Annotated in this window: 20 protein-coding genes; 8 read left to right on the top strand and 12 right to left on the bottom strand. The window is 71.2% G+C overall.

From position 1 onward, the window contains the following. Window positions 1-179: 179 nt before the first annotated feature. The 4 genes from ACFVTC_RS06860 to ACFVTC_RS06845 form a co-directional block, all read right to left on the bottom strand. A complete protein-coding gene (locus ACFVTC_RS06860; protein ID WP_390124673.1) occupies window positions 180-419 on the bottom strand; it encodes a chaplin in 240 nt (79 codons plus the stop codon). Between the two features lie 205 nt (window positions 420-624). Continuing rightward, window positions 625-870 carry a chaplin gene (locus tag ACFVTC_RS06855; RefSeq protein ID WP_168527425.1) on the bottom strand — a complete coding sequence of 82 codons (246 nt, stop codon included), beginning with the start codon at window positions 868-870 and terminating at the stop codon, window positions 625-627. 148 nt (window positions 871-1,018) lie between these two features. After that, window positions 1,019-1,660, bottom strand: coding sequence for a response regulator (locus ACFVTC_RS06850; protein ID WP_390124670.1), 642 nt, complete (start codon window positions 1,658-1,660; stop codon window positions 1,019-1,021). Further along, the gene (locus ACFVTC_RS06845) at window positions 1,653-2,798 is read right to left on the bottom strand and encodes a GAF domain-containing sensor histidine kinase (protein WP_390124668.1); all 1,146 of its coding nucleotides are present in this window, start codon (window positions 2,796-2,798) and stop codon (window positions 1,653-1,655) included. Before ACFVTC_RS06845 ends, ACFVTC_RS06850 begins: the two co-directional genes overlap by 8 nt. A 186-nt stretch (window positions 2,799-2,984) precedes the next feature. Here ACFVTC_RS06845 and ACFVTC_RS06840 point away from each other — a divergent pair, with 186 nt between their 5' ends. The 3 genes from ACFVTC_RS06840 to ACFVTC_RS06830 all read left to right on the top strand — a co-directional run bounded on the left by ACFVTC_RS06840 (window position 2,985) and on the right by ACFVTC_RS06830 (window position 5,795). Next, window positions 2,985-3,680 (top strand): SDR family NAD(P)-dependent oxidoreductase, encoded by a 696-nt coding sequence (locus tag ACFVTC_RS06840; RefSeq protein WP_390124666.1) that lies wholly within the window; start codon window positions 2,985-2,987, stop codon window positions 3,678-3,680. Next, a complete protein-coding gene (locus ACFVTC_RS06835; RefSeq protein WP_390124664.1) occupies window positions 3,677-4,762 on the top strand; it encodes an S-adenosylmethionine:tRNA ribosyltransferase-isomerase in 1,086 nt (361 codons plus the stop codon). Before ACFVTC_RS06840 ends, ACFVTC_RS06835 begins: the two co-directional genes overlap by 4 nt. 298 nt (window positions 4,763-5,060) lie before the next feature. Beyond that, window positions 5,061-5,795 (top strand): transglycosylase SLT domain-containing protein, encoded by a 735-nt coding sequence (locus ACFVTC_RS06830; RefSeq protein WP_390124662.1) that lies wholly within the window; start codon window positions 5,061-5,063, stop codon window positions 5,793-5,795. 99 nt (window positions 5,796-5,894) lie between these two features. On the opposite strand, the gene ACFVTC_RS06825 is transcribed toward ACFVTC_RS06830, so the two are convergent. Next, the gene (locus ACFVTC_RS06825) at window positions 5,895-8,393 is read right to left on the bottom strand and encodes an FHA domain-containing protein (protein ID WP_390124660.1); all 2,499 of its coding nucleotides are present in this window, start codon (window positions 8,391-8,393) and stop codon (window positions 5,895-5,897) included. A 241-nt stretch (window positions 8,394-8,634) separates the two neighbouring features. On the opposite strand from ACFVTC_RS06825, the gene ACFVTC_RS06820 reads away from it, so the two are divergent. Together ACFVTC_RS06820 and serB are read left to right on the top strand one after the other, a co-directional pair. Beyond that, the gene (locus ACFVTC_RS06820; protein ID WP_390124658.1) at window positions 8,635-10,392 is read left to right on the top strand and encodes a streptophobe family protein; all 1,758 of its coding nucleotides are present in this window, start codon (window positions 8,635-8,637) and stop codon (window positions 10,390-10,392) included. Between the two features lie 141 nt (window positions 10,393-10,533). Continuing rightward, complete coding sequence (gene serB / locus ACFVTC_RS06815) at window positions 10,534-11,745, top strand: phosphoserine phosphatase SerB (protein ID WP_390124656.1); 1,212 nt, start codon at window positions 10,534-10,536, stop codon at window positions 11,743-11,745. Between the two features lie 114 nt (window positions 11,746-11,859). Here serB and ACFVTC_RS06810 read toward each other — a convergent pair whose 3' ends face one another. The 4 genes from ACFVTC_RS06810 to ACFVTC_RS06795 form a co-directional block, all read right to left on the bottom strand. After that, window positions 11,860-12,378: a SixA phosphatase family protein gene (locus ACFVTC_RS06810; protein WP_390124653.1), complete on the bottom strand. Its 519-nt coding sequence runs from the start codon at window positions 12,376-12,378 to the stop codon at window positions 11,860-11,862. Window positions 12,379-12,498: 120 nt separating this feature from the next. Beyond that, entirely contained in the window at window positions 12,499-12,714 is a 216-nt protein-coding gene (locus tag ACFVTC_RS06805) for a hypothetical protein (RefSeq protein ID WP_356283350.1), read from the bottom strand. Window positions 12,715-12,892: 178 nt separating this feature from the next. After that, a complete protein-coding gene (locus ACFVTC_RS06800) occupies window positions 12,893-13,009 on the bottom strand; it encodes an SGM_5486 family transporter-associated protein (RefSeq protein ID WP_390124651.1) in 117 nt (38 codons plus the stop codon). An 87-nt stretch (window positions 13,010-13,096) separates the two neighbouring features. Then, on the bottom strand, window positions 13,097-14,416 hold the full coding sequence (locus ACFVTC_RS06795) for a CynX/NimT family MFS transporter (protein WP_390124649.1): 1,320 nt from the start codon (window positions 14,414-14,416) through the stop codon (window positions 13,097-13,099). Between the two features lie 111 nt (window positions 14,417-14,527). On the opposite strand from ACFVTC_RS06795, the gene ACFVTC_RS06790 reads away from it, so the two are divergent. Next, window positions 14,528-15,220, top strand: a complete 693-nt coding sequence (locus tag ACFVTC_RS06790; protein WP_390124647.1) for a FadR/GntR family transcriptional regulator — start codon at window positions 14,528-14,530, stop codon at window positions 15,218-15,220. On the opposite strand, the gene ACFVTC_RS06785 is transcribed toward ACFVTC_RS06790, so the two are convergent. From ACFVTC_RS06785 to fabG, 3 genes are all read right to left on the bottom strand, one after another. Further along, the gene (locus ACFVTC_RS06785) at window positions 15,195-15,548 is read right to left on the bottom strand and encodes a hypothetical protein (RefSeq protein ID WP_390124645.1); all 354 of its coding nucleotides are present in this window, start codon (window positions 15,546-15,548) and stop codon (window positions 15,195-15,197) included. The genes ACFVTC_RS06790 and ACFVTC_RS06785 overlap by 26 nt on opposite strands. Window positions 15,549-15,825: 277 nt before the next feature. Next, window positions 15,826-16,593: an enoyl-ACP reductase FabI gene (gene fabI / locus ACFVTC_RS06780; protein WP_390124643.1), complete on the bottom strand. Its 768-nt coding sequence runs from the start codon at window positions 16,591-16,593 to the stop codon at window positions 15,826-15,828. A gap of 5 nt (window positions 16,594-16,598) precedes the next feature. After that, entirely contained in the window at window positions 16,599-17,318 is a 720-nt protein-coding gene (fabG, locus tag ACFVTC_RS06775; RefSeq protein ID WP_148007539.1) for a 3-oxoacyl-[acyl-carrier-protein] reductase, read from the bottom strand. 251 nt (window positions 17,319-17,569) lie between these two features. On the opposite strand from fabG, the gene ACFVTC_RS06770 reads away from it, so the two are divergent. Then, window positions 17,570-19,093 carry a TldD/PmbA family protein gene (locus ACFVTC_RS06770; RefSeq protein ID WP_390124641.1) on the top strand — a complete coding sequence of 508 codons (1,524 nt, stop codon included), beginning with the start codon at window positions 17,570-17,572 and terminating at the stop codon, window positions 19,091-19,093. After that, entirely contained in the window at window positions 19,090-20,493 is a 1,404-nt protein-coding gene (locus ACFVTC_RS06765) for a metallopeptidase TldD-related protein (protein ID WP_390124639.1), read from the top strand. The genes ACFVTC_RS06770 and ACFVTC_RS06765 overlap by 4 nt, the downstream gene beginning before the upstream one ends. Window positions 20,494-20,517 lie beyond the last annotated feature (24 nt).

Below are 20,517 nucleotides of genomic sequence, written 5' to 3'. Positions count from 1 at the left end.
AGTGGGGGAAGCCCCCGCGGTTTCGCTTCGCGCGACGCGGTCCCGCCCGGACGGCTCGTCCTCGAACGCCGGACGGGCCGGATGTGCGTGCCCGCGCCGGCAACGGGCTGTTCGGTGCGTACCGTCCGGACGACGCAGGGCCCCGCGGATGTCCGCGGGGCCCTGTGTGGCGGGGTGCGTCAGCCGTTCGCGGCCCTGTTGCCGAACGCCGGGTTCAGGAGACCGATGACGTTCACGCTGTCGCCCACGACGTTGACGGGGATGTGGACAGGCGCCTCGATGACGTTGCCCGAGACGACACCCGGCGACTGGGCGGCCGCGCCCCTGGCACCCGCGTCGGCCACTGCTGCGCCGGCCGAGGCTCCCGCGGCGATACCGGCGACGGTGAGGGCCACAGCGGCCTTCTTGGCGATGTTCATGAGAAACGTTCCTCCTGCGATTGCGGTTCCGACCCGGCCGCGGGTCGTACGTTGAGCAACGCGGAAAGCCGCCTCACGGTACGGAAATGCCGGCCGAAGTGACCGTTCGGGCCAATCGAACGATGTACAGATCGGCCGACAACACCCGACCGGCCCCTCAGAAGCGCCTGAGGGGCCGGTGGTCATGACGAGTGCGGCACGGACCTCAGTGGTTGAGGCCGAGGTTGCCGAAGGCCGGGTTCAGAACCCCGATCACGTTCACGCTGTTGCCGACCGCGTTCACGGGGATGTGGATCGGCGCCTGGATGACGTTGCCCGAGACGACACCCGGGGAGCCCGCGGCCTGGCCGCCCGCCCACGAGCCGTCCGTCGCGGAAGCCATACCGGCACCGGCGGCGACCAGGCCGCCCGCCACCATCGCGACAGCCGTGGCCTTCTTCAGGTTCTTCACTTCTGAGCCCTCCCTAGCGATCACCGCGGCAGATCACCGCGGCACGCACTGGAGAACGGCCCGGGTCCGCGAAGGATGCGCCATCCGGGTGACATACACCCGACGGTATGAATCTCAGCCCGGAGCGGAACCCTCCGAATTGCCGCGGTCAGCCCGCCGCTCCATTCCGTACGGCCCACAGCGCGGCCTGCGTCCGGTCGGCGAGGTCGAGCTTCATCAGGATGTTCGAGACATGCGTCTTGACGGTCTTCTCGGAGAGGACGAGCGCGCGTGCGATCTCACGGTTGGACCGGCCGTCGGCGATCAGGCCGAGCACCTCGCGTTCCCGCTCGGTGAGCGAACCTCCCCTTCCCTGTCCCGAGTTGACCTCCTCCTGGGACAGCAGGACGCCCGCCACCTCGGGTTGCAGCAGGATGTGCCCGGCGTGCACGGAGCGGATGGCCCCGGCGAGGGCGTCGGGATCCACGTCCTTGTAGACATAGCCCGCCGCGCCCGCGCGCAGGGCCGGGACCACCGTGCGCTGCTCGGTGAAGCTGGTGACGATCAGCACGCGCGCGGGGTTGGCGAGTTCACGGAGTCTGCGCAGCGCGTCGATGCCGTCCATGCCCGGCATCTTGACGTCCATGAGGACGACGTCGGGCTTCAACTCCTCGGCGCGGGCGACCCCTTCGGCGCCGTCCGACGCCTCCCCCACGACCTCGATGTCGTCCTGCACCTCGAGGAAGGTGCGCAGGCCCCGGCGGACCACCTGGTGGTCGTCGACGAGCAGCACCTTGATTGCTTCAGCCACCAGGGACCTCCATCTCGATCGTGGTGCCCTTCCCGGGCGCCGATTCCACGGTCAGCGTGCCGCCGACCCCGCTCGACCGGTCGCGCATGGAGACCAGGCCGAGGTGGCGTCCCGCCGTGCGTATCGCCGTCGGGTCGAAGCCGTCGCCGTCGTCGCTGACGCGGAGCACGGCGCCCGGTCCGCGCTTCTCCAGGAGGACATCGACGCGGGCCGCCCCGGAGTGGCGCAGCGCGTTGTGGAGGGCCTCCTGGGCGACGCGCAGCAGGGCCTCCTCCTGGGCGGCGGGCAGGGCGCGCACGCCCAGGCCGGTGAAGGTCACGCGCGCGGAGTGGGCGCGGTCGAGCACCTGGATCTGGGTGCGCAGCGTGGCCACGAGGCCGTCCTCGTCGAGGGCGGCGGGGCGCAACTCGATGACGGCGGCGCGCAGTTCCTCGGTGGCCTCGGCGGCGAGCGAGGCCACCTGGTGCAGTTCGCCCTTGGCGCGTGCGGGGTCGCGGTCGACGAGGGCGGCGGCGGCCTGCGCCGTCAGACGCAGGGAGAACAGCTTCTGGCTGACGGCGTCGTGCAGTTCGTGTGCGAGCCGGGAGCGCTCCTCGGCGATGGTGAGTTCACGGCTGCGCTCGTACAGGCGGGCGTTGGTCAGGGCGATCGCCGCGTGCTGGGCGAGGATCGTGAGGAGTTCCTCGTCGTCCTCGGTGAAGCCGCAGCCGCCGTCGGTCCTGGTGCCGTTCTTGTTGGCGAGGAACAGTGCCGCGATGGTCTCGTCGCCGTCGCGGACGGGCAGGCCGAGGAAGTCGGACATGTCGGGGTGGGCGGCGGGCCAGCCCTCGAAGCGGGGGTCCCTGCGCACGTCGGCCAGGCGCTCGGGTCGGGCCTCGTGCAGCATCGCGGCGAGGATGCCGTGCTGGCGAGGAAGCGGGCCGATGGCCTTCCACTGGGCGTCGCTGACACCGTCGACCACGAACTGTGCGAAGCCGCCGTGGTCGTCGGGGACGCCGAGCGCCGCGTACTGGGCGTCGAGCAGCTCGCGGGCCGAGGCGACGATCGTCTTGAGGACGTCGCGCACCTCCAGGTGCCTGCTCATGGCCAGCAGTGCGGAGCTCACCGCGTACAGACCGGACCGGGGACCTTGGCTCATGACCCCAACGTACCCGTGGGGTGTGACCGTGCGTATCCGACCTGTGGTGGCCGTCTCCGGGCCGCTGGGCCTAGGACGAAGGGCCCCCGGTCGCCGGGACCCGCGTACGAGGCGGCGGGAGCGGTCCGGTTCCTACGTTGAGGACGCCCGCCGACGGCGGCGGGCCGGGACGAGGGGACGGACGTCATGCCGGTAGCGGTCATCACGGGGGCTTCGAAGGGGCTGGGGCGGGCGCTCGGCGCGGCCCTGGCGCGGCGCGGCTGGGATCTGGTGCTCGACGCCAGGACCGCCGATGTTCTGGCGGAGACGGCGCAGGCGCTCTCCGGGTACGGGACCCGGGTGGCGGCGCTGCCCGGGGACGTCACGGACGCCGGGCACCGGGCGGCGCTGGTGGCGGCGGCCCGTGGGTTCGGGGGCGTCGATCTGCTGGTCAACAACGCGAGCGCGCTCGGCGCCGAGCCGCTGGTCCGGCTGGAGGATCTGACACCGGGCGGGCTGCGGCGGGCTCTGGAGGTCAACGTGGTCGCGGCGCTCGGCCTGGTCCAGGAGGCGCTGCCGCTGCTGCGGGCCGCGCGGGCGGGCGCGGTCGTCGCGGTCAGCTCGGACGCGGCGGCCGAGGCGTACCCGACGTGGGGCGGTTACGGGGCGTCGAAGGCAGCCCTCGACCACCTCTCGGCCGTGCTCGCCGAGGAGGAGCCCGGCCTGCGGGTCTGGTCCGTGGACCCCGGGGACATGGCCACGGACCTGTACGCGGCGGCCGTACCGGACGACGGGGGGCCGCGGCCGGCGCCGGACAGCGTGGTGCCGGCCTTCCTGAGGCTGCTCGACGAGCGGCCGGCCAGTGGCCGCTACGCGGCGCCCGCGCTCCTGGAGGAGCGGTGACGACCGTGGTGCGGGTTCCGGAGGAGTTGTCGGCGCGGGTGCCGGCCGAGCAGCGCGGACCCGGGCGGGACCGGGATTCCGTGCGACTGCTGGTCTCCCGGGGCGGGGAGGTGTCCCATCACACGTTCGCGGAGCTGCCCCGGCAGCTGCGGGCCGGGGACCTGCTCGTCGTGAACACCTCTCCCACGTTGGCAGCCGCCGTCGACGGACGGATCGGGCACGCGCGCGTGGTGGTCCATTTCTCCACCCGGGGCGATGACGGGCGCTGGGCCGTCGAGCTGCGGCATCCCGATGGGAGGGGCACCACGGGTCCGCGCCGGGGCGGGCCCGCGGGGACGGAGGTGTGTCTCGCGGGCGATGTGCGGCTCGTACTGGAGGAGCCGCTGGCGGCGGGCGGCCCCCGGCTGTGGTGGGCGCGGGTGCCTGGTGCGGATGTACCCGGGCTGCTGCGGCGGCACGGGCGTGCCATTCGGTACTCCTATACGGAGCGGGACCAGCCGCTCTCCGTCTATCAGACGGTGTTCGCGCTGCCGTCCGCCGACGGCGCGGGCAGCGCGGAGATGCCGAGCGCGGCCCGGCCCTTCACCGCGCGTCTGGTGACGGAGCTGGTGAGCCGGGGAACGCAGGTCGCTCCGATCAGGCTGCACACGGGTGTCTCCTCGGCCGAGGCCCATGAACCGCCCTCCGCGGAGTGGTACGAGGTGCCGGAGGCGTCGGCGCGGCTGATCAACGCGGCGAGTGCGGGAGACGGGCGGATCGTGGCGGTCGGTACGACGGCCGTGCGTGCGGTCGAGTCGGCGGCGGGCCCCGACGGGGTGGTCCACGCCTGCCGGGGGTGGACGGATCTCGTGGTGACGCCGCGGCGGGGTGTGCGGGTGGTCGACGGGCTGCTGACCGGGCTGCACGAGCCGGAGGCCTCCCATCTGCTGATGCTGGAGGCCGTCGCGGGAAGGGCCGCGGTCGAGCGCGCGTACGCCGCGGCGGTGCGGGGGCTCTACCTGTGGCACGAGTTCGGGGACGCCCACCTCATCCTCCCGGCGGAGAACGCTCACCCTGAGCGTTGCTTCAGCAACTCGCGGTGAGAATGATCTAAGCGCCATGTGAGCCCGCACATAGGGCGCACATCACGTACGAACGGACATAGGAGATAAACGGTGCCCTGATGAGCGGGGCAGACGTGCCACTATGTCCCGTTTTGCCCCTCCTGGATCTACTACTCGGCGTCGTACGTCACACCTTTGCCACACGATTTTGCGGCCGCTAACAATGGCTCCAGTCGCTCAACGCCGCAGGTTCTTACCCGCAGCGTTTGATCCGGAAACGAACTGTCCCCACCGGACCGAGAGCGGCATCCGCGCTATTCGAAGAGGTCCATCAGTTATGCCCAAGAACATCATCACTCCTGGTCATAGTCCGAAGCTGACCAAGGTCCACAAGCTTTCGATCGCCGGTATCGCCACCCTCGGTGCAGCGGCCCTGGCGTTCACCGCGACGCCCAGTGGTGCCCACACCAGCACGAACGACGCCGCCGTGTCGCAGGCTCCCGTCGCCTTCGGTCAGCAGCCCGTCAAGGACGTCAAGGCCAGCATCACCGACCGCATGGCCGGCGCCAGCCTGAAGGCCCAGAGCATCGCCGCGAAGAAGGCCGCCGACGCGGCCGTCGTCAAGAAGAACGCCGAGCTCGCCCGGAAGACCGCCGCCGCGAAGGCCGCCCAGGAGGCGCGCGTCAAGGAGCAGGCCGCGAGCCGCTCGGTGCAGCGCGTCCAGCTCGAGACGGTCGCCGCCAAGTCGTACACGAACAACCTCGACGGCTGGATCCACGAGTCGCTCGACATCATGAAGAAGCACAAGATCCCCGGCTCGTACCACGGGCTGTACAAGAACATCATGCGGGAGTCGTCCGGCAACCCCCGTGCCATCAACGGCTGGGACATCAACGCCATCAACGGCATCCCCTCGAAGGGCCTGCTGCAGGTCATCCCGCCGACCTTCAAGGCCTACCACGTGCCCGGTACCTCGTGGAACATCTACGACCCGGTCGCCAACATCACCGCCGCCTGCAACTACGCGGCCGACAAGTACGGCTCGATGGACAACGTGAACAGCGCGTACTGAGGCAGGGCGCGGACCTCTCCGCCGTACGCCGAAGGGCGGCACCCCCACCGGGGTGCCGCCCTTCGCGCATCTCCGCGCATCTCCGCGCGCCACCCGTGACTACTTGCGCATGACCTCGGGCTCGTGGCGGCGCAGGAAGCGGGCCACGAAGAACCCGCAGAGCACACCGAGGGCGATCAGGGCGACCATGTCCATGACCCAGATGCCGGCCGTGTGGTTCCACAGCGGGTCCGTGCTCGTCGGATCGTCCTGGTTCGGGAAGATGTTGTTGAAGTCCAGCGTGGCGCCGGACGCGGCGACGGCCCAGCGGGCCGGCATCAGGTACGAGAACTGATTGACGCCGATCGTGCCGTTCAGGATGAAGAGGCAGCCGGTGAACACGACCTGGACGATCGCGAACATGACCAGCAGCGGCATCGTCTTCTCGGCGGTCTTCACCAGCGAGGAGATGACCAGGCCGAACATCATCGACGCGAAGCCGAGCGCCATGATCGGCAGGGTGAGCTCGACCTTGGGCAGGCTGGTGAGGATCAGACCCTTGTCCGGGACCGTGCGGCTGCCGAAGCCGATGGCACCGACCAGGGCGCCCTGCAACAGCGTCACCACGCCGAGGACGATCACCTTGGACATCAGGTACGCGGAACGCGACAGACCCGTCGCGCGCTCCCGCTCGTAGATCACCCGTTCCTTGATCAGCTCACGGACGGAGTTGGCCGCGCCCGCGAAGCACGCGCCGACCGCGAGGATCAGGAGCACCGTCGTCGCCGTGCCGTTCGCGACGTGCACGCCGGACTTGGTGACGATCGGGTTGACCAGCAGGGTCTTGTCCGAGTCGATGAGCAGGCTCACCGAGCCCAGCACCGCCGGCAGGATCACCGTCAGCGCCAGGAAGCCCTTGTCGGACGCGATCACCGAGACGTACCGGCGGACCAGGGTGGTCAGCTGTGAGCCCCAGCTCTGCGGCTTCGGCGGCTTCATCGCCTGCTGCGGCGGCACGTTCACCGACTGCGGGGCGACCGCGTCGATGTCCGCGGCGTACATCTGGTAGTGCTGCGAGCCCTTCCAGCGGCCCGCCCAGTCGTAGTCGCGGTAGTTCTCGAAGGCGGAGAAGACGTCGGCCCAGGTCTCGTAGCCGAAGAAGTTCAGCGCCTCCTCGGGCGGCCCGAAGTACGCCACCGAGCCGCCGGGGGCCATCACGAGCAGCTTGTCGCAGATGGCCAGTTCCGCCACGGAGTGCGTGACCACCAGGACCGTACGGCCGTCGTCGGCGAGGCCGCGCAGCAGCTGCATGACGTCGCGGTCCATGCCCGGGTCGAGGCCGGAGGTCGGCTCGTCCAGGAAGATCAGCGACGGCTTGGTCAGCAGCTCCAGTGCCACCGAGACGCGCTTGCGCTGGCCACCGGAGAGGGAGGTGACCTTCTTCTCCTTGTGGATGTCCAGCTTCAGCTCGCGCAGCACCTCGTTTATCCGCGCCTCGCGCTCCTCGCCCGTGGTGTCGGCGGGGAAGCGCAGCTTGGCCGCGTACTTGAGGGCCTTCTTGACGGTCAGCTCCTTGTGCAGGATGTCGTCCTGCGGGACCAGACCGATGCGCTGGCGCAGCTCGGCGAACTGCTTGTACAGGTTGCGGTTGTCGTAGAGGACGTCACCCTGGTTGGCCGGGCGGTAGCCCGTGAGCGCCTTCAGGAGCGTCGACTTGCCGGAGCCGGACGGGCCGATGACCGCGATCAGCGACTTCTCGGGCACGCCGAAGGAGACGTCCTTGAGGATCTGCTTGCCACCGTCGACCGTGACGGTCAGGTGACGGGCGGAGAAGGACACCTCGCCGGTGTCGACGAACTCCTCGAGGCGGTCGCCGACGAGACGGAACGTCGAATGGCCGACGCCCACGATGTCGTTCGGGCCGAGCAGTGCCGAGCCGCCCTTGGCGATCGGCATGCCGTTGACGTACGTGCCGTTGTGCGAGCCCAGGTCGCGGATCTCGAAGCGGCCGTCGGGCGTCGCGTGGAACTCGGCGTGGTGGCGCGAGACCTGGAGGTCGGAGACGACCAGTTCGTTCTCCAGCGCACGGCCGATGCGCATCACCCGGCCGAGGTCCAGCTGGTAGAAGGTGGTCGGGCTGCGGTCTCCGTAGACCGGTGGCGCCCCCGCGGCGCCACCTGGTCCCTGCTGCCTCGGCACCTGCCCCGCGCTCTGCGACGGCTGGTGACCCTGTTCGGGCGCCTGCTGCTGCGGCGCCTGCTGGGCCCAGCCGGGGCCCGCGCCCTGCGCCGCGTACGGCTGTTGCTGGGGCTGTACGGCCGGGGCCGCGGCGCCCGACAGCTTCAGCCGCGGACCGTCGGTCGCGTTGCCCAGGTGCACGGCCGAACCGGGCCCGATCTCCAGCTGATGGATCCGCTGCCCCTGCACGAACGTGCCGTTGGTGCTGCCGTGATCCTCGATGACCCAACTGCGGCCGCTCCAGCTGATCGTGGCGTGACGCCAGGACACCCTGGCGTCGTCGAGCACGACGTCCCCCTGCGGATCACGTCCGAGGGTGTATGGCCTGGCCGCATCGAGCGTCCAGGTCCGTCCGTTCAATTCCAGTACGAGTTCCGGCACTCCATGCCCCACTGAGTTGTCCCCCGAGTTACCCCCATCACAGGGAGTCTAGGGATGTCGAACATCGGGGGGAACTATTTCAGGAGCAGGCCCCTGACCGAAAGCCGGGCCCCGCGAAGACCGGGTACGGGTGGGTTGCCCGTTTCCGTTGACGGGGTTGATACCGGACCGGAGAGTGGTAATCCCACGCGAGGGGGACATCCATGGTGGTGGTACGCGGCGCGGATCGGGGGGTCTGACGATGAGCATCGACACCGTGGGGCGCGGCAGGCGCGTGCCGTGGGGGGATGTGCTGCTGTCCGCGATCGCCTCGGTGAGCTGGGCGTTGATCGCGATGGCGGGCACGGCCGCGCTCGGCCTCCATCTGGTGGGCGCGGACGAGGCCGGTTCGCTCGGGCCGATGACCGCCGCCGTGGTGGCACTGGGGGCGAACGGCGCGGTCGAACCGTCCGGCAACGTGTCGGCCTTCGGGCTGAAGGGCGCCGAGGCGCACACGGCCATCCAGATCACGCCCCTGGGGGTGGGACTGGTCGGCGCGCTCCTGCTCTCCTACTTCTTCCTGCGCTCCTTGCGGGGAGCGGGAGTTGTGATCGCGCCGTCCGAACTCCTGGCGCGCGCGGGCGCGGTCGTCACCTTGTTCGTGGCGACCCTGGGCGGACTCGCCTGGGCCGGTCACGACGTCATCACCATCGACGGGAACAAGCTCGGACTCGACAGGGTGACGGGCGGCGGCGGGCTCGGGAAGATCACCGACAAGCTGCCGGGCGGGCTCGGTGACCTCGGTGGACTGCTGCCGGGCAGGATCGACGACCTCGTGGACGCGAAGGCGGCGGTGGGATTCACCGTGGACACGGTGCCCACACTGCTCGGCGGTGCCGCCTGGGCCGCCGGAGTCCTGGTGATCTCCCTGCTGGCTTCCCGGCGCACCCCCCTGCCGCGCGGCTGGGAGGCTGTGCACCGGACGGTGCGGCCGGCCGCGTCCGCGCTGGTCACGGTGGCACTGGTGGCGGTCGTCGCGGGGCTCGCGGCGGCGGCGTACGCGGCGATCGGTGACCCCCACCCCAAGCTGATCGCGGGCGCGGCGCTGCTCGGCGCGCCCAACGGGGTGTGGCTCGGTGTGCCGATCGGTCTCCTCGTCCCCTGGGACGGCAGGGCCACCGGTGAACTCACCAGGCTGCTCCCCGACCCCCTGGACAGGCTCCTGAGTGCCGACTCAGGCCGGCCGGTGACCCTGGGCCGCCTCGCCGAACTCGACGGGCGGGTGTGGCTGTTGGGGGTCGCGGCAGCGCTCATGATGCTCTTCGCGGGCGTCCTCGCCGCCACGCGTACGCCTTTTGTACGGCGGCGGGATGCCGCTTCCGGGGGCATCCCGGATGCTCCCGGTGTACGAGGCGTGGGCGCCCTCGGGTTCGCCGGTCGCTGCGCTCTTCGGCTGGGCATCGCGACGGCGCTGGCACTGCCGCTGCTGGCGTGGCTGACGGACGTGTCCGTGGACGCCTCGCTGTCGGTGTTCGGCATCGACGCGTTCGGCGCCGGGATCCGGCTGCACGGCCATCTGGGCATCGCACTGCTGTTCGGTGCCGGGTGGGGCGCGGGCGCGGGGGCGGCCGGCGCGCTGCTGGCCCACGCGGCCGGCGCCGTGGGGCGGCGGGCGGCGCCCCTGGCACTGGGTGACGCCGGAACCTCGGGCCCGCCGCCCCACGCCGGCCTCCCGCCGCGGTCGGGACCGTACGCGCCGAGCGCGCCGTACCGGCCCGCGAACCCCGACACCAATCCGTATCTGCGGCTGCCCGACGAGCTGCGGGAGCCGCGCGGCGGGCAGCGGCCCGAGCGGAAGCGGGCGCCCGACGACGTGTACGGCGCGCCGACGGTCGTCCGGCCGCTGCCACAGCCGCCGGGACCGCGCAGGCGGCCACCGGGGCAGAGCGTGCCCCCTCCCCCGCAGCCCCCGCCCGACCAGGGGCAGCCTCCGCCGCCCGGCCCCCGGCGGCACGACTGAGCCCGGCCGCCCACAGCGTGGCGGGGCTGGGCGTCGACTCGCGGAAACGCGCGCGACACCACTCCGACACCCAGAGTTCCCTGTCCGCTGGACGGACCGCGGGGGCGGAAGGCACTGGGTGCCGGATACGGTGGAAGCACCATGAGCGCTACGCAGACCCCCGATATCCCCACCCTCCTTGTCAAGATCTTCGGCAAGGACCGGCCGGGCATCACGGCCGGACTCTTCGACACCCTCGCCGCCTTCTCCGTCGACGTGGTCGACATCGAGCAGGTCGTCACCCGTGGCCGGATCGTGCTGTGCGCGCTCGTGACCGAGCCGCCCTCCGGTCTGGAGGGCGACCTGCGGGCCACCGTGCACAGTTGGGCGGACTCGATGAAGATGCAGGCGGAGATCATCTCCGGCCTCGGCGACAACCGGCCGCGTGGCATGGGGCGTTCGCACGTCACCGTGCTCGGTCATCCGCTCACCGCCGAGTCGACGGCCTCGATCGCCGCGCGGATCACCAAGACCGGCGGGAACATCGACCGTATCTTCCGGCTCGCCAAGTACCCGGTGACGGCGGTGGAGTTCGCCGTGTCCGGTGCGGAGACCGAGGCGCTGCGCACCGCGCTGGTGACGGAGGCCGCGGCACTCGGGGTGGACATCGCCGTGGTCGCGTCGGGGCTGCACCGGCGGGCCCAGCGGCTGGTCGTCATGGACGTGGACTCGACGCTGATCCAGGACGAGGTGATCGAGCTCTTCGCCGCGCACGCCGGGTGCGAGGCCGAGGTCGCCGAGGTGACGGCCGCCGCGATGCGCGGGGAAATGGACTTCGAGGAGTCGCTGCACGCGCGCGTGGCGTTGCTGAAGGGGCTGGACGCCTCGGTGGTGAACAAGGTGCGCGAGGAGGTACGGCTGACGCCCGGAGCGCGCACCCTGATCCGTACGCTGAAGCGCCTCGGCTTCCAAGTCGGTGTCGTGTCGGGCGGGTTCACCCAGGTCACGGACGACCTGAAGGAGCGGCTCGGGCTCGACTTCGCGCAGGCCAACACGCTGGAGATCGCCGACGGGAAACTGACCGGCCGGGTCACCGGGGAGATCGTGGACCGCGCGGGCAAGGCACGGCTGCTGCGCCGGTTCGCGGCGGAGGCGGGGGTGCCGCTCGTCCAGACCGTGGCGATCGGCGACGGCGCCAACGACCTCGACATGCTCAACGCGGCGGGTCTGGGTGTCGCGTTCAACGCCAAGCCCGTCGTACGGGAGGCCGCGCACACCGCGGTGAACTTCCCCTTCCTGGACACCGTGCTGTATCTGCTGGGGGTCACCCGCGAAGAGGTCGAGGCGGCGGACATGCATCTGGACGACCACTGACCGCGCGTTCCTGACGCCCGCCGGACGCACGCACGCCCGGGACCCTGGCCGGTACGACGGGGGCCCGGCGCCGTCAGGACGGTGCCGGGCCCCCGCGTCGTCCGCACGGGTGGGTCACTCGGTCGGTGCCCAGTAGTCGGTCAGCGTGGTCACGCCGGGCTCCAGCGATTTCCAGGAACCGTCGAAGGACAGCACGGCGAAGGCCGCGGTGGGGAAGCCGCGCTCGGTCATCCGGGCACGGGCCTCGCCGTCGGCCCGGCCGGCCAGTACCTCGGCGAGGCCCTGGATGCCGGGATTGTGCCCGATCAGGAGCACGTCCTGGGCATCGTCCGGGGTTTCGTTGAGCACGGCGATCAGCTCGCCCGGCGATGCCTCGTAGAGCCGCTCCTCATAGACCGTTTTCGGCCGGTGCGGGAACTCATGGACGGCGAGCTTCCAGGTTTCACGGGTCCGGGCCGCGGTGGAGCAGAGGGCCAGATCGAAGGGGATGCCGGTGTCGGCCAGCCTGCGTCCGGCGACGGCGGCGTCCGTACGGCCCCGGTCAGCGAGCGGCCGCTCATGGTCGGACACCTCCGGCCAGTCGGCTTTCGCATGCCGGAAGAGGACAATCCTGCGGGGTTCTGCGACGCTCATGAGTCCCAGCTTCGCACGAAACACGCCATGTGGCTCAAGGAGTTGACGGGCTCCTTCACCACGGGACACGTGCCGTTCGGCACGGTGCGCGAGGGGTGCGGCACCGTGCGTGAAGGCGGCTCAGGATGCCTGGTGCTGCACGGTCTGCTGGAGGCGCTCGAAGAGGTGGGTGAGCGCGGGGTCGCCGGCCGCGGCATGCGCGTCCGCCGGGTTCAGCAGCAGGAGCAGCAGGGTGGCGAAGGCGAGGGCCGGCAGGGCGACGGCCCACCAGGGCAGACGGATCTCGACGCGGCCCGGGGTCACCGGGTGGGGCCGGGTGTGCGTACGGGCCGACATGCCGCCTCCGTGGGTCTTCGCGTGGTCCGTGTTCCGCGTCCTCGCGGCCACATCTCGAAGTTACGGAATCCGGGTACGCCAACCCATCCGGTGATCCACCCACTTGACCCTGACACTCACCCCCTAGGGGACACGGGGGCTAGCCCCACCATCGCCGTCCCGGGGGTCGCGGGTGGGGTCACGGGGACGCGATGGTCGCGATGACGGCGATGATCACGGTGATGGCGAGGAACATGCCGAAGACGAGCAGCATCTTCTTCTGGCCGTTCTGAGGGTTCGGATCGAGCACTGGCATACGCCCAGTCTCGCACCCTTCGCCCGGTCTCCGGCGGGTGGGGTCGGCCGTCCCGCCGCGTGTCGCCCGGCCCCCGGGCCCGTGTCCTCAGGGCCGAGGTACGGGGGTGGCCTCGTCCTCGACCGTGCGGTCGCGGCCCGCCAGGACGCCCACCGCGATCTGCGGGACCATCAGCGCGGCCATGAGCGCGATCGGCAGGCCCCAGCCGCCGCTGTGCTGGTAGAGCACGCCGACGAGGAGGGGGCCGGGGATCGAGAGCAGATAGCCGGTGCTCTGCGCGAAGGCCGAGAGCTGGGCGACACCCACCCCGGTCCGGGCGCGCATGCCGACCATGGTGAGGGCGAGCGGGAAGGCGCAGTTGGAGACGCCGAGCAGCAGGGCCCAGGCCCAGGCGCCGCCGGCCGGGGCGGCGTACAGACCCGCGTATCCGGCGAGTCCGCAGGCACCGAGCGCGACCACGATGGGCCCCTGGCGGGGCAGCCGGGTGGCCAGGCGCGGGATGACGAAGGCCAGTGGCACGCCCATCACCATCGTGACGGCGAGGAGCAGTCCCGCGGTGCCCGCGGAGACGCCCGCGTCGCGGAAGATCTGCGGCATCCAGCCCATCGTGATGTAGGCGGCGGTGGCCTGGAGACCGAAGAAGACGGCGAGGGCCCAGGCGGTCCGGCTGCGGGTGATGCGCAGCCCCTCGGGCTCGGGCGGGGCGGTGTCCGCGGCGGGCGGGCGGGCGCCGCCCGGGGACGCGGCGCCCCGGGTGCGGACGAGCGCGATCCACGGCAGTACGGCGACCCCGGCGAGCCCCGCCCACACGGCGAGCCCCGAGCGCCAACTGCCGCCCAGGGCGTCGGTCATGGGCACGGTCAGGGCGGCCGCGGCCGAGGTGCCCAGGGCGAGCGCCATCGAGTAGAGGCCGGTCATGGAGCCGACCCGGTCCGGGAACCAGCGCTTGACGATCACCGGCATGAGCACGTTGCTGACGGCGATGCCCATGAGCGCGAGGGCACTGGCGGCCAGGAAGCCGGCCGCGCTCCCGGTGTACGGGCGGATCGCGAGCCCCGCCGTGATGGCGACCATCCCGGCGCATACGACCACGCCGGGCCCGAAGCGGCGGGCGAGCCGCGGCGCCATGACGCCGAAGAGGGCGAAGCAGAGCGGTGGCACGGAGGTGAGCAGTCCGGCGACGCTGCCGCTCATGCCGAGCCCGTCGCGCACCTCTTCGAGGAGGGCACCGAAGCTGGTGATGGCCGGACGCAGGTTGAGGGCCGCGAGGACGATGCCCACGATCACCAGCCGCGTCGCCCACGCGCGCGGGGGAGCTTGCGGGGACGCCGCCCCGCTCCTGGGCTCCAGATCCGCGCGGCCGCGTATCGGTGGGGACGTGGTGGTCCGGGTTTCCTCGATGGCCATGGCGCCATCATAGAATCATGGGATGATTGGCTGTCCAATCTCACTGCGTTAATCTCCGGAACCTCCGGCCCCGCGCGAACGACCGCACCCGGGCCCGTACGAAGGACCGCCATGCCGCTGAGCCACCCCCGCCGTTCGGCGCTGTCCGAGCAGGTCATCGCCGAGCTGCGGAACCAGATCACCTCCGGCGAGTGGCCGGTCGGCTCCCGCATCCCGACCGAACCGGAGCTCGTCGAACAGCTGGGCGTCGCCCGCAACACGGTCCGGGAGGCCGTCCGGGCGCTCGCCCACAACGGCCTGCTCGACATCCGCCAGGGTTCGGGCACCTACGTCGTCGCGACCAGCGAACTCGCGGGCGTGATGCACCGCCGCTTCGCCGACGCCGATCCCCGGCACATCGCCGAGCTGCGTTCCACCCTGGAGTCGAGCGCCGCGAAGCTGGCCGCCGAACGGCGCACCGAGCGCGATCTCAAGCAGCTCGACGCGCTGCTGCTCCGGCGCGAGGACGCCTGGGAGTCGGGCGACACGGAGGCATTCGTGACCGCCGACGCGACCTTCCATCTGGCGGTGGTGGCCGCGTCCCACAACGACGTCATGACGGCGATGTACGCGGACCTGGGCGAGGTGCTGCGCGACTGGCTGCGCGACGACGTCGGCGAGGAGCTGACGCCGGAGACGTACATGGACCACGCGCGGCTCGTCGACGCGATCCGCGGGGGTGACACGGAGGCGGCGGCCACGGAGGCCGCGGGCTATCCGTTCCAGTGCCGCCCGTGGCTCAGGCGTCCCGCTTCCGGTGGCTGACCCACACCGAGCGGATCTCCTTCCAGCACCGGCCCTCCATCCGCACCGTCATCGCGGGTCCCGCCTCGACCGGGGCGCTGTCGGTGTCGATGTCCCACCAGCGGTCGCACTCGATGTGCAGACTGACCAGGTCCGTCCCCGGATAGGGGTTGTGGCAGTACGCGACCGCGTGGGAGCCGGCGACCGTGGTGCGGCACGCCGCGCCGAACGGCTGGGGCACGGCGGTGCTCTCGTGGCGTCCGCGCGCGTTGGGCATCGCGTCGTACGGCAGCGCGACCATCAGCGTGACGGCGGCGAACACCGGGGCAAAACGGCGGGACAGGCGCACAAGGGGAACCTCCTCGGCCGTACGGCTACGGGGCGGTACGTACTCCAATCGTGCGTGCCGGGGTACCCGTGCCGCCCGGCCGACTGGGCCGAACGGGCGACGCCCCGCTCCCCGCGCGAGGCGGGGAGCGGGGCGTCAAGGCCGTACGGGGCGGTGCTCCTCGTACGAGGGACGGGAGGGTCGCCTCCGGACGGGAGGGGTCACTTCCGCACAGGACGGCCGCCTCCGTTCGAGCCACGAGGCGGCCCGCTCCGTACGGGAACGCCTGTGCGAGCGCCTACGCGCCGATCGCGTGCAGACCGCCGTCGACGTGGATGATCTCGCCGGTGGTCTTCGGGAACCAGTCGCTCAGCAGGGCGACGACGCCCTTGCCGGCCGGCTCCGGGTCCTTCAGGTCCCACTCCAGCGGGGAGCGGTCGTCCCACACGGCGGCCAGGTCGCTGAAGCCCGGGATGGACTTGGCGGCCATGGATCCGATGGGGCCCGCCGAGATGAGGTTGCAGCGGATGTTCTGCTTGCCCAGGTCGCGCGCCATGTAGCGGCTGGTGGCCTCCAGCGCGGCCTTGGCCGGGCCCATCCAGTCGTACTGCGGCCAGGCGTACTGCGCGTCGAAGGTGAGGCCGACGACCGAGCCGCCGTTCTGCATCAGCGGCAGGCAGGCCATGGTCAGCGACTTCAGGGAGAACGCCGAGACGTGCATGGCGGTGGCCACCGACTCGAACGGCGTGTTGAGGAAGTTGCCGCCGAGGGCGTCCTGCGGCGCGAAGCCGATGGAGTGCACGACGCCGTCCAGGCTGCCCAGCTCCTCGCCGACGATGTCGGCCAGCCGCCCGAGGTGCTCGTCGTTGGTGACGTCGAGCTCGATGACCTTGGTCGGCTTGGGGAGCTTCTTCGCGATGCGCTCGGTCAGCGTGGGCCGCGGGAACGCGGTCAGGATGATCTCGGCGCCCTGCTCCTGGGCCAGCTTGGCGGTGTGGAACGCGATGGAGGACTCCATCAGCACACCGGTGATCAGGACGCGCTTGCCCTCGAGGATTCCACTCATGGTGATCAGTGACCCATTCCCAGTCCGCCGTCAACCGGAATGACGGCTCCAGTGATGTACGAGGCGTCGTCCGAGGCGAGGAACCGCACCGCGGCGGCGATCTCCTCGGGCTGCGCGTACCGGCCGAGCGGCACCTGGGCGACGATGCCCGCACGCTGCTCGTCGGTGAGCACCTTGGTCATGTCGGTGTCGACGAAACCGGGCGCGACGACGTTGAAGGTGATGTTCCGCGAGCCGAGCTCCCGCGCGAGCGACCGCGCGAAGCCGACGAGGGCGGCCTTGGAGGCGGCGTAGTTCGACTGTCCCGCGGAGCCCAGCAGCCCCACGACCGAGGAGATGAGGACGACGCGCCCCTTCTTGGCCCGGAGCATGCCGCGGTTGGCGCGCTTGACGACCCGGAAGGTGCCGGTGAGGTTCGTGTCGAGGACGGAGGTGAAGTCCTCCTCGGACATGCGCATCAGGAGCTGGTCCTTGGTGACACCGGCGTTGGCGACCAGGATCTCGACGGGACCGTGCTCGGCCTCGATCTCCTTGTAGGCCTGCTCCACCTGCTCGGTGTCGGTGATGTCGCACTTGACGGCGAGGCAGCCCAGGGCGGTGAGGGCGGCCGGCGGCTCACCCGAGCGGTATGTGATCGCGACTTTGTCGCCGGCATCGGCGAACGCGCGGGCGATGGCGAGGCCGATGCCCCGGTTGCCTCCGGTGACGAGAACCGAGCGGCTCAACGGATCACCCTTTCGATAGCAGTCTGAAACCCCTGCAGGACAGGCGCCTTCCCCGAAAACCTATCGGTCCGGTCCGTCTCCCGGAGAATCGGTCCCCGACAGTGGCGCGGGGGGCTCGCTGTCGGATCCCTACAGAAAGCCGCCTTCCGCCGACGGAAAGATCCGGCCTCGGCCGAGGCAAAGCCGTGGCCGCCGGACCCGCCCGCGCGACATGATCGGACCCGACAGGCCACGACAGCAGGGAGACCTCCGTGCCTCATTCCATCGACGAAGCCTTCACGGCACTGCCGTTGCGCGCCCTCGCCGACGCCGCGCTGGCGCGCGCCCGTGCCCTGGGCGCCGAGCACGCGGACTTCCGGTTCGAACGGGTGCGCAGCGCGTCCTGGCGGCTGCGCGACGCCAAACCCGCCGGATCCTCGGACACCACCGACCTGGGGTACGCGGTGCGGGTGGTGCACGGCGGGACCTGGGGGTTCGCGTCGGGCGTGGATCTGACGATGGACGCGGCCGCGAAGGTCGCCTCGCAGGCCGTCGCGATGGCGAAGCTGTCGGCCCAGGTGATCAAGGCGGCGGGTTCCGACGAGCGGGTGGAGCTGGCCGGCGAACCGGTGCACGCCGAGAAGACCTGGGTCTCGTCGTACGACATCGACCCCTTCTCCGTGCCCGCCGAGGAGAAGGCCGGGCTGCTCTCGGACTGGAGTGCCCGGCTGCTGGCGGCCGACGGCGTCAACCACGTCGACGCCTCGCTGCTGACCGTGCACGAGAACAAGTTCTACGCCGACACCGCGGGGACCGTCACCACGCAGCAGCGCGTCCGGCTGCACCCGCAGCTGACCGCCGTCGCCGTCGACGAGTCGAGCGGCGAGTTCGACTCGATGCGCACCATCGCGCCTCCGGCCGGGCGCGGCTGGGAGTACCTGACGGGCACCGGCTGGGACTGGGACTCCGAGCTGGAGCGGATGCCCGAGCTGCTCGCCGAAAAAATGCGGGCACCGAGCGTCCGGTCCGGGCTGTACGACCTCGTGGTCGACCCCTCCAACCTGTGGCTGACCATCCACGAGTCCATCGGCCACGCCACCGAGCTGGACCGCGCGCTGGGCTACGAGGCGGCGTACGCGGGCACCTCCTTCGCCACCTTCGACCAGCTCGGCAAGTTGAGGTACGGCTCCGAGCGGATGAACGTCACCGGTGACCGCACCGCCGAACACGGCCTCGCGACCATCGGGTACGACGACGAGGGCGTCGAGGGCCAGTCCTGGGACCTGGTGAAGGACGGCACGCTCGTCGGGTACCAGCTCGACCGCCGTATCGCCCGGCTGACCGGCTTCGAGCGTTCGAACGGATGCGCCTACGCCGACTCCCCCGGGCACGTGCCGGTGCAGCGGATGGCCAACGTGTCCCTGCGGCCGGACCCCGCGGGGCTCTCCACCGAGGACCTGATCGGGGGTGTGGACCGCGGCATCTACGTCGTCGGTGACCGGTCCTGGTCGATCGACATGCAGCGCTACAACTTCCAGTTCACCGGACAGCGGTTCTTCAAGATCGAGAACGGCCGGATCACCGGTCAGCTGCGCGATGTCGCGTACCAGGCGACGACGACGGACTTCTGGGGGTCCATGGCCGCGGTGGGCGGTCCGCAGACGTACGTCCTGGGCGGTGCCTTCAACTGCGGCAAGGCCCAGCCGGGCCAGGTCGCGGCGGTCTCGCACGGCTGCCCGTCCGCCCTCTTCAAGGGCGTCAACATTCTGAACACGACGCAGGAGGCCGGCCGATGAGCGAGCGCACCAACAAGCCGAACAAGCCGCACGAGGTCGTCGAGCGCGCCCTCGAACTCTCCCGCGCCGACGGCTGCGTGGTGATCGCCGACGAGCACTCGACCGCGAACCTGCGCTGGGCGGGCAACGCGCTGACCACGAACGGGGTGACGCGCGGGCGCACGCTCACCGTCGTCGCGACCGTCGACGGCCGTGAGGGCACGGCGTCCGGGGTCGTCTCGCGCGCGGCGGTGACCTCGGACGAGCTGGAGCCGCTGGTGCGGGCCGCGGAGGCGGCGGCACGCGGCGCGGGCCCCGCCGAGGACGCCCAGCCGCTGGTCACCGGGGTACCGGAGTCCCCGGACTTCACGGACGCGCCCGCCGAGACCTCCTCCACCGTCTTCGCGGACTTCGCCCCCGCGCTCGGCGAGTCGTTCGCCCGCGCGCGGGCGGGCGGCCGTGAGCTGTACGGCTTCGCCAACCACGAACTGGTCTCCAGCTATCTCGGCACGTCGACGGGTCTGCGTCTGCGGCACGACCAGCCCAACGGGACACTGGAGCTCAACGCCAAGTCGCCGGACCGTACGCGCTCCGCGTGGGCGGGGCGTTCCACCCGTGACTTCAAGGACGTCGATCCGGCGGCGCTCGACGCCGAGCTGGCCGTCCGGCTGGGCTGGGCCGAGCGACGCGTCGACCTGCCGGCGGGGCGCTACGAGACACTGCTGCCGCCGACCGCCGTCGCGGACCTGCTGATCTACCAGATGTGGTCGGCGGCGGCCCGGGACGCGGCCGAGGGCCGGACGGTCTTCAGCAAGCCCGGCGGCGGCACCCGCGTCGGTGAGAGGCTCACCGAGCTGCCGCTGACGCTGCGCAGCGACCCGAACGAGCCGGGGCTGGAGTCGGCGCCCTTCGTGCTCACGCACTCCTCCGGCGACGACGCGTCCGTCTTCGACAACGGGCTCCCGCTGTCCGCGACGGACTGGGTGAGCCAGGGCACGCTCGCCCGTCTCTCCACCACCCGGCACAGCGCCGGCCTGACCGGGCTGCCCGTCGCGCCGACGATCGGGAACCTGATCCTCGACGGCGGCGAGGACCGCTCCCTGGAGGAGATGGTCGCCGCCACCGAGCGGGGTCTGCTGCTGACCTGCCTCTGGTACATCCGCGAGGTCGACCCGGCGACGCTCCTGCTGACCGGCCTGACCCGGGACGGCGTCTACCTCGTGGAGAACGGCCAGGTCGTCGGCGAGGTCAACAACTTCCGGTTCAACGAGTCGCCGGTGGACCTGCTGGGGCGCGCTACGGAGGCCGGGCGTACGGAGAAGACCCTGCCTCGCGAATGGAGCGACTGGTTCACCCGTGCCGCGATGCCCGCGCTGCGCGTGCCCGACTTCAACATGAGCTCTGTCAGCCAGGGCGTATAACCTCGTACCTGATTCACGAGACCA

Source organism: Streptomyces sp. NPDC057950, from assembly GCF_042887295.1.
Lineage (GTDB): Bacteria > Actinomycetota > Actinomycetes > Streptomycetales > Streptomycetaceae > Streptomyces > Streptomyces kaempferi.
This window is presented reverse-complemented; position numbering and strand designations above follow the sequence as displayed.

Bases quoted from the DNA above. Each gene is read 5' to 3' on its own strand.
- ACFVTC_RS06820 (WP_390124658.1), top strand. From the start codon at position 8,635: ATGAGCATCGACACCGTGGGGCGCGGCAGGCGCGTGCCGTGGGGGGAT.
- ACFVTC_RS06765 (WP_390124639.1), top strand. From the start codon at position 19,090: ATGAGCGAGCGCACCAACAAGCCGAACAAGCCGCACGAGGTCGTCGAG.
- ACFVTC_RS06845 (WP_390124668.1), bottom strand. From the start codon at position 2,798: ATGAGCCAAGGTCCCCGGTCCGGTCTGTACGCGGTGAGCTCCGCACTG.
- serB (WP_390124656.1), top strand. From the start codon at position 10,534: ATGAGCGCTACGCAGACCCCCGATATCCCCACCCTCCTTGTCAAGATC.
- ACFVTC_RS06810 (WP_390124653.1), bottom strand. From the start codon at position 12,378: ATGAGCGTCGCAGAACCCCGCAGGATTGTCCTCTTCCGGCATGCGAAA.
- ACFVTC_RS06860 (WP_390124673.1), bottom strand. From the start codon at position 419: ATGAACATCGCCAAGAAGGCCGCTGTGGCCCTCACCGTCGCCGGTATC.
- ACFVTC_RS06795 (WP_390124649.1), bottom strand. From the start codon at position 14,416: ATGGCCATCGAGGAAACCCGGACCACCACGTCCCCACCGATACGCGGC.
- ACFVTC_RS06805 (WP_356283350.1), bottom strand. From the start codon at position 12,714: ATGTCGGCCCGTACGCACACCCGGCCCCACCCGGTGACCCCGGGCCGC.
- ACFVTC_RS06790 (WP_390124647.1), top strand. From the start codon at position 14,528: ATGCCGCTGAGCCACCCCCGCCGTTCGGCGCTGTCCGAGCAGGTCATC.
- ACFVTC_RS06840 (WP_390124666.1), top strand. From the start codon at position 2,985: ATGCCGGTAGCGGTCATCACGGGGGCTTCGAAGGGGCTGGGGCGGGCG.
- fabI (WP_390124643.1), bottom strand. From the start codon at position 16,593: ATGAGTGGAATCCTCGAGGGCAAGCGCGTCCTGATCACCGGTGTGCTG.
- ACFVTC_RS06830 (WP_390124662.1), top strand. From the start codon at position 5,061: ATGCCCAAGAACATCATCACTCCTGGTCATAGTCCGAAGCTGACCAAG.
- ACFVTC_RS06800 (WP_390124651.1), bottom strand. From the start codon at position 13,009: ATGCCAGTGCTCGATCCGAACCCTCAGAACGGCCAGAAGAAGATGCTG.